The 6,961-nt window shown below is 57.5% G+C and carries 7 protein-coding genes; 2 read left to right on the forward strand and 5 right to left on the reverse strand.

Annotation, left to right across the window (positions count from 1 at the left end; all coding sequences use genetic code 11):
- Positions 1–21 precede the first annotated feature (21 nt).
- Together JFU37_RS23815 and JFU37_RS23820 are read left to right on the forward strand one after the other, a co-directional pair.
- Complete coding sequence (locus tag JFU37_RS23815) at positions 22–489, forward strand: flagella synthesis protein FlgN (protein ID WP_201119464.1); 468 nt, start codon at positions 22–24, stop codon at positions 487–489.
- A 92-nt stretch (positions 490–581) separates the two neighbouring features.
- Positions 582–1,328: a flagellar brake protein gene (locus tag JFU37_RS23820; protein WP_201119465.1), complete on the forward strand. Its 747-nt coding sequence runs from the start codon at positions 582–584 to the stop codon at positions 1,326–1,328.
- Between the two features lie 66 nt (positions 1,329–1,394).
- Here the strand turns inward: JFU37_RS23820 and JFU37_RS23825 are convergent, their stop codons facing one another.
- From JFU37_RS23825 to JFU37_RS23845, 5 genes are all read right to left on the reverse strand, one after another.
- Positions 1,395–2,765 (reverse strand): MFS transporter, encoded by a 1,371-nt coding sequence (locus tag JFU37_RS23825; protein WP_201119466.1) that lies wholly within the window; start codon positions 2,763–2,765, stop codon positions 1,395–1,397.
- A 70-nt stretch (positions 2,766–2,835) separates the two neighbouring features.
- Entirely contained in the window at positions 2,836–4,077 is a 1,242-nt protein-coding gene (locus tag JFU37_RS23830; RefSeq protein WP_201119515.1) for a glutamine synthetase family protein, read from the reverse strand.
- 312 nt (positions 4,078–4,389) lie between these two features.
- Positions 4,390–5,082: a sensor histidine kinase gene (locus JFU37_RS23835; protein WP_201119467.1), complete on the reverse strand. Its 693-nt coding sequence runs from the start codon at positions 5,080–5,082 to the stop codon at positions 4,390–4,392.
- The gene (locus tag JFU37_RS23840; RefSeq protein WP_201119468.1) at positions 5,079–6,683 is read right to left on the reverse strand and encodes a tetratricopeptide repeat-containing response regulator; all 1,605 of its coding nucleotides are present in this window, start codon (positions 6,681–6,683) and stop codon (positions 5,079–5,081) included. Before JFU37_RS23840 ends, JFU37_RS23835 begins: the two co-directional genes overlap by 4 nt.
- On the reverse strand, positions 6,653–6,961 hold a 309-nt coding region (locus JFU37_RS23845; RefSeq protein ID WP_201119469.1), incomplete at its 5' end, for a hypothetical protein. The genes JFU37_RS23845 and JFU37_RS23840, both read right to left, overlap by 31 nt.

Here is a 6,961-nt window from a genome sequence, read left to right on the forward strand (position 1 = left end):
GCTTAAAACCCAAGGCCCGCCATGCACGACACTAATTTACTGCAACTGATCACCGACGACTTTGCTCCAGCGCAACAATTGCTGGAGTTATTGCAGGCCGAGTCCCTCGCGTTGCATGGTCGGGAGATGCAACTGCTTGAAGAAATTCTTGCGCAGAAACAGGCATTGATCATCTTGCTTGAACAGCATGGCCGCAAGCGCAGTGAAATTCTTGCGAGCCTTAATCTGCCCACCAACCGCAATGGACTGGAGCAACTCGCCAGCCATTCGAGCATCGGTGACCAGCTGCTGGAACAGAGTGACGTACTGACCCAGATGTTGGCCCAATGCCAAGCCATCAACGTCAATAATGGCCAGTCAATCCTGGTGCAGCAGGCTGCCACGGCCAATCAGCTGAAAATTCTCACCGGCGGCGAACCACCAGCACTCTACGATGCCCGTGGATCAACCTCCAAGCTGGCAATGCCACGCCCACTCAGTCAGGCTTGAGCTTGTCAATGAGCCTGCCCTACCAAGACGCGTCACATGCTGGCAATATGATAACCAGCCGCAGTCATATTTTGTCTGGAGATTGATGAACCGTGTCCAATGCCTTAACCGCGGAAGATTCTCCGCAGCCGCCCAAGGTGCTCGCGACGCCCATGGAGATCGCTGGTAACCTGCGGCAGCTGCAAGAAAGCCATGACCCGCTGATTATCACGTTCCACGAGCGCAACCAGCGCTTCCAGACCTATCTGGTGGACGTCGACCGTGACCGGAACATGATTGCCCTGGATGAAATGGTGCCCCGCGACGGCGAGCGCTACCTGCAGGCCGGCGAATCGTTTCGGATCGAAGGGTTTCACGACGGTGTGCGCATTGCCTGGGAAAGCAACGGGCCATTGACCATCGACGAATCCGACAGTACCCGTTGCTATCGTGGCCCACTGCCCGACGAGGTGGTCTACCACCAGCGCCGCAATGCGTTCCGGGCTGCGTTGAAGCTGGCACAACTGGTGGATGTCGAGTTAGCGGGTGAAAAACTCAAGTCGCCGATCAGCGGCAAGTTGCTGGACATTTCCGCTACCGGTTGCAAGTTGCGCTTTGAAGGCGACATCACTGGCAGCCTGCAACTGGGCCAGGTCTATGACCGCTTCATGGCTGCCCTGCCCTTCGGCAAAATGACGGCGCCTGTCGAACTGCGCTACCTGCACTTCGAAGAAAAAATCTCCACCACGTTTGCCGGCGTACGCTTTCACAACATGAGCGGGCTGGTGCAGCGTCAGGTCGAGCGTTTCGTCTATCAGCTTCAGCGTGAAGCGCGACGCTTCGACAAAGACGACATGTAACACGACACATCAATAAAAAACGGGCAGTCCCTTACGGTGACGGCCCGTTTTTTTTATGCCTTGGCTTTATGGCCTGGCCTCGGTAAAGCTTTGCTCGCGCCCTGTGTCAGGGGCTTCGGGAGGCGGGCCGGTTTCGGGCTCTGGCTCCGGCTCTGGCTCTGGCTCCGGGTTGATCGGGCTCTGCATCTGATCCTGTACCACCTGCTCGTCGACACGCGGGTCAAGGCAAGCCACCAGCGGTGAACTCGACATACTGTCCGGCATGGCCACGTGATGCAGCGGTGCATCGTCGACCTGATGCAGATTGGTGACCGCTTTCGGGCGGATCCGCCACACCAGCACCACCGCGAAGAAACTGAAGAAGGCATAAAGCATATGGCTGCCAAACAGCTTCATCAGCACCCCGGCCACCAACGGCCCGATACTGGCGCCGACGCCGTAGGTCACCAGTAACATCGCCGTCAGGGACACGCGACGATCGCCTTCGACATGGTCATTGGAGAAGGCCACCGCCAGCGGATACAGGCAGAACATGACCAGCGAACAAACGAACCCGGCGATGAACAATATCTCCAGTGTCACCTGTTGCATGATTGCCAGCGGCAACGCAGCTACGGCCAGGACCATCGCAAAACAGCGGATCAACAACGCACGGTCATAACGGTCGGACAACCAGCCCAATGGCCACTGCACCATCAGCCCGGCAAAAACGCAGCTACCCATGAACAGACCGACCTGCTCCGTGGATAACCCTTGCTGAGAAGCATAAAGCGGCGCCAGACCGTAAAAAGAACCAATGATCAGCCCTGCCCCCAACACCGTGCTCAACGACTGCGGCACGCGCTTGATGAAAAATCGAGGCTCCATGGGTGCGGGATGCAGCGGTGCAGGGTGGATCCGGCGAGTCAGGGCCACCGGCACCAGGCACAGCGCGAAGCACAACGCGACCAGCATCAACAGCTCCAGGCCCAGCGCCGGGTGCATGACCAAAATCAGCTGACCCAGCACCAGCCCCAGGTACGAGGCGATCATGTAGCCGCTGAACACCGCCCCGCGTTGCGAGGCTTCCGCCTGCTCATTGAGCCAGCTTTCGATGACCATGTACTGGCACATCATGCCGAGGCCGACGATGACCCGCAGGAATATCCAGGCAGGCAGCCAGTCGATCAGTCCGTGGCCGAGCACCGCCGCACCGACAATCCCGGCGCAGGCTGAATAGGCCCGAATATGCCCGACTCGGGCAATCAGACGGTGACCGATCTTGCCGCCCAGGACGAGGCCAAAATAGTTGGCCGCCATCAACGCGCCCACCCATAGGCTGTCGACGTGATCGGCCGCCAGGCGCAAGCCCAGGTAAGTACTCAACAAGCCAGAGCCGATCAACATCATCAGCGAGGCAAAATAAAGCGCTCGAAAAGGTTTCCAGATTTGGCGCATCGGCGTTCCGAGCGGCTCCTTGCAGTGAGAAACGGGCTATCCGAAAAGATAGCCCGAAGTCGACAGATCGTCAGGCCTGGGCGGCTAGAACACGACGTTCCCAGGGAGTAATTTCATCAAGGAAGCTGGTCAACTCCATGGTCTTCGAAGCGATGTAACCTTCGATGAACTCCTTGCCGAACAGTTCCTTCGCCAATTGACTACGTTTCAGACGCTCAAGAGCCGCATGCAAGGTACACGGCAATGAAAGATTGTCCGGCACGTCGAATTCACCCTGGATCGGTTCGCTCGGCTCCAGCTCGTTTTCGATGCCATACAATCCGGCTGCCAGGCTCGCGGCAATGGCCAGATACGGGTTGGCATCAGCGCCCGGCAGACGGTTCTCGACCCGACGAGCGACCGGTGAACTGACCGGGATGCGCAGACCGGCGGCACGATTATCGTGGGACCAGCAGGCATTATTCGGTGAAGCGAACGGATGGCACAAGCGTTGATAGGAGTTCACGTTCGGCGCGAACAAAGCGGTGAAGTCCGCCATACCCGCCTGCTGACCCCCAATGAAATAACGGAAGGTCGCGGTCGGCTGACCATCCTGATCACTGAACACGTTACGTCCGGTGCCGATCTCGACGATGCTCTGGTGAATATGCATGGAATTGCCCGGCGTATGTGCCAGCGGTTTGGCCATGCAAACCACGGTCAGACCGTGCTTGAGCGCGACTTCTTTGAGCAGATGTTTAAACAGAAATGTCTGGTCGGCCAGCAGCAGCGGATCGCCGTGCAACAGGTTGATCTCGAATTGGCTGATGCCCATCTCGTGCATGAAGGTATCGCGAGGCAGGCCCAGGGCGGCCATGCATTCGTAGACTTCACTGAAGAACGGCCGCAAGCCGTTGTTGGAACTGACGCTGAACGCCGAATGACCTTCTTCACGACGACCATCCAGGCCTACCGGCGGCAGAAACGGTTGAGTCGGGTCGGAATTGGGCGCAAAGATAAAAAATTCCAGCTCGGTCGCCACCACGGGTGCCAGGCCGAGCGCAGCGTAACGAGCGATCACGGCCTTGAGTTGGCCGCGGGTCGAGAGGCGAGAGCTTTCACCGGTCAGCTCATCCGCATCGCAAATGGCGAACGCCCGTGGTTGCTTGCTCCAGGGCAGGCGATGAATGTGCGCAGGATCGGGGACCAGTGCCAGGTCGCCATCATCACTGCCGTAAAAGCGCGCCGGCGGATACCCGCCCATGATGCATTGCAGCAGCACACCCCGCGCCATCTGCAAACGCCGCCCTTCGAGGAACCCCTCGGCAGTCATTACCTTGCCTCTGGGTACGCCATTCAAATCCGGCGTGACGCATTCAATTTCATCAATGCCTGTCAATCGCTGCGCGAGTGAACCCTGGCCGTCGGTTTTCATGACGCCATCCTTGTTGTTGTACGAGCCGCGAACGGCGACCCGTACAAAATAGGCTCCGCGTGTTCGGAATATCAAGCGCCACACACAAAGAAATCACGGTTTCAACACACCCTGTAGGAGCTGCCGCAGGCTGCGATCTTTTGATCTTGCCTTTATAAAGCAACGTCAAAAGATCGCAGCCTGCGGCAGCTCCTACAGGAATTGTGTTCATCAGGGGAGGTAAAGACTGAACACGCCGCCGCCCAACGAACCGCCATTGCTGATTTCGGTGCGGCCGCCCACGCCATTGCGCTGATGCAGCGCTGCAATACGTCCGGCGAAGTACAAGCCCAGACCGGTGCTGCCCGTGCTGTGGTTAATGCCCTGCATGTAATCGGCCTGACGCTCGATCATCTCAGGTGAATAGCCGTCGCCATCGTCGTTGATGGTCAATACCAGCTGCCCGGCCTCATCACTGACGGTAATCAGTAGCGCGTGGCGAGCATAACGAATGGCGTTGTTGATGCTGTTGGCCAGCACGGAGGCGACCAGCTCACGGTCGAAGAACCCCAGTGGACTCAACGGGTCGACTTCATAGGTCGCGATAATCCCACGGCTGGCGAACACTTCTTGATGAGCGGCCAGTTGCGCTTCGATGAAATCATCCAGTTCATGGTAGGCCGGCTGTAACGGCATCTGGTTGACGCCCAGTTTGTACAGACCCAATAACTGCACCAGCATGCCATTGAGATGAGCGAACTCGTACTCGATGACGCCCTGCTCCGGGCTGTGCTGCTCGGGGTCGGGCAAGCGCGCCAGCCAATCGCTGTGAGTCTGCATCAACAGGGCGAGCGAGTTCTTCATGTCGTGTACGGTGGAAGCAATCACCGTCGAAAAATCCAACACCGGGTAGTCTTGGCTCATTCGCCGAACGCCTTGATTTTCAGTTTCTGATAGCGCGGATAACGCGCGTCGGTGTCCGGCATCATGCCAACCATTTTCAGGCAGGCCCGACATTCATCCATTTCGGCTGAAGGCACACTCGTGTCAGCACCATGGAGCAGCGACTGCGCCATGTTCAGGGCGATACTGATATTTTTCGGCTGCAAGGCCAGGGCTTTGCGAAATACCGCCCGGGCCTCCACCAGGTTTCCGGTCTTGTAAACCCGTACGCCCTGTCGGTTGAGATCGGCGGCCATGTTGCTGGAATTGAGAATCGCCGGGTCATCGGTCAATTTGGCAATCCCCTGCATCACCACAGGATCGTCACCATAAATTTCCGCGCAGTTTTTCAACATCGATGCGCCTGCGCTCGCCTGGCCAAGCATTTGCAACTGTTTGGCCACCAATAATGCTGCTTCCGCGCTCATGAACTGCTCCATGCCCTCGAGGCGCAGCATTGCCTGTTCGGTGAGTTTCTCCGCCGTTTCAGCGTCGTTGAGTAACAGACTGGTGGCCTTCATCAGCCGCGCACGAATCTGCAAGCCAGGATCGCCAGGATTCTCCTTGGCCACCAAACTGAGGGTCGTGTTGATTTCCAGTCGAGTGCGGGTATCCAGTCCTTTCTCGCTGCCTTTGCTGATCAAGGCATGGGCCAGGCCCAGGTTGCTTTCCGCATCCTTGAAACGAGACTGCGCCCCCTGTGACACAGCCTGACGAAAAGCTTTGGAGGCGGTGTCGAAATCTTCGTTGGTCATCGCCAGTTTGCCCAACAGCGCTTGCCTGCGTACGGCCAGGGGGGACAGGCGAATCGCTTCTTCCAAGACTTTCTGAGCCGCCTTGGTGTCGCCTTCGACCATCAGCACTTCGGCCATGCCGTCGTACAGTGCCGGCATCATCGGAAACACTTTCAGGGCTTTTTCGTAGATGTCTTTGGCCTGGCTGACCTGGCCGCGCTTGAACAGCAACTGACCCAACCCGGCAAACGCCCATGGCAACGGGCGATCCGCAATAATGCTGTCGTAGAGACGCTCCAGTGCTTCGTTCTGACTCAAGTCTCGCAACGCGTCCGCGCGGTACCGCAGGCACAGCGGAGAATAACGAATGTCCTTCTTGCACAGTTCGATACAGGCGTTGAGCACTTCAAGCGGCTTACCACGATCGAGTGCTTGCAGGATTGGCTTGAGCAAATTCTTGCGTTGCTCCAACCGCTCAAGGCGCTGGGCCAGGCCGGAACGGTTGAAGGGTTTTGTCAGGTACGCATCGGGTTCATGCTCCAGGGCACTGAGTACCATGGCCTGGCTCGTCTCGGCGGTGACCATGACGAACACGGCCTCATGGCTGATCAGCTTCTCAATCATCAGGTCTTCAAGCACCTGCTGACCGTTCTTCTTGCCGTCGCCCAGGTGGAAATCCTGCAGGATAAAGTCGTAGGCCTTCTGCGAGCACATGCGCAGCGCCTGTTCGCCGGTATCGGCAGTGTCAACGTCCTTGACCCCCAGCTCCCGCAGCATGGACCTGATGGAACTGCGGAAATCCGAAAAATCATCGACGATCAGAAAACGCTTTTGGTGATACGACAACATCGAAGATTTCCAGGCAATTTAAGTAGAAGACCATGACCGTTCGGGTTATCGGCCAGGAGTGCCGTTCCCTTGAGATCTCCTGCTGATCGAATGCACTCTAAATATTTGAAGGCGTTATTGAAAAACGGGATTATCCTGCCAGATTCCGCACCGGCAAGCTCAAGCTGAAACCGATTGCCGTGGAGCTGGTCAGGGTGTTGCGCGATATCCACACTGTTGTCGTCAAAGAGCGGCACGGCATTACTGTCGAGTTGCAGGCGCCCGGGTGTCATCCAACT

The sequence above is a fragment of the Pseudomonas sp. TH41 genome (assembly GCF_016650695.1).
In the GTDB taxonomy this organism is placed as follows: domain Bacteria; phylum Pseudomonadota; class Gammaproteobacteria; order Pseudomonadales; family Pseudomonadaceae; genus Aquipseudomonas.

Coding starts and splice junctions, on each gene's coding strand:
- JFU37_RS23840 (WP_201119468.1), bottom strand. CDS start 6,683: ATGTTGTCGTATCACCAAAAGCGTTTTCTGATCGTCGATGATTTTTCG.
- JFU37_RS23835 (WP_201119467.1), bottom strand. CDS start 5,082: ATGAGCCAAGACTACCCGGTGTTGGATTTTTCGACGGTGATTGCTTCC.
- JFU37_RS23815 (WP_201119464.1), top strand. CDS start 22: ATGCACGACACTAATTTACTGCAACTGATCACCGACGACTTTGCTCCA.
- JFU37_RS23830 (WP_201119515.1), bottom strand. CDS start 4,077: ATGACTGCCGAGGGGTTCCTCGAAGGGCGGCGTTTGCAGATGGCGCGG.
- JFU37_RS23825 (WP_201119466.1), bottom strand. CDS start 2,765: ATGCGCCAAATCTGGAAACCTTTTCGAGCGCTTTATTTTGCCTCGCTG.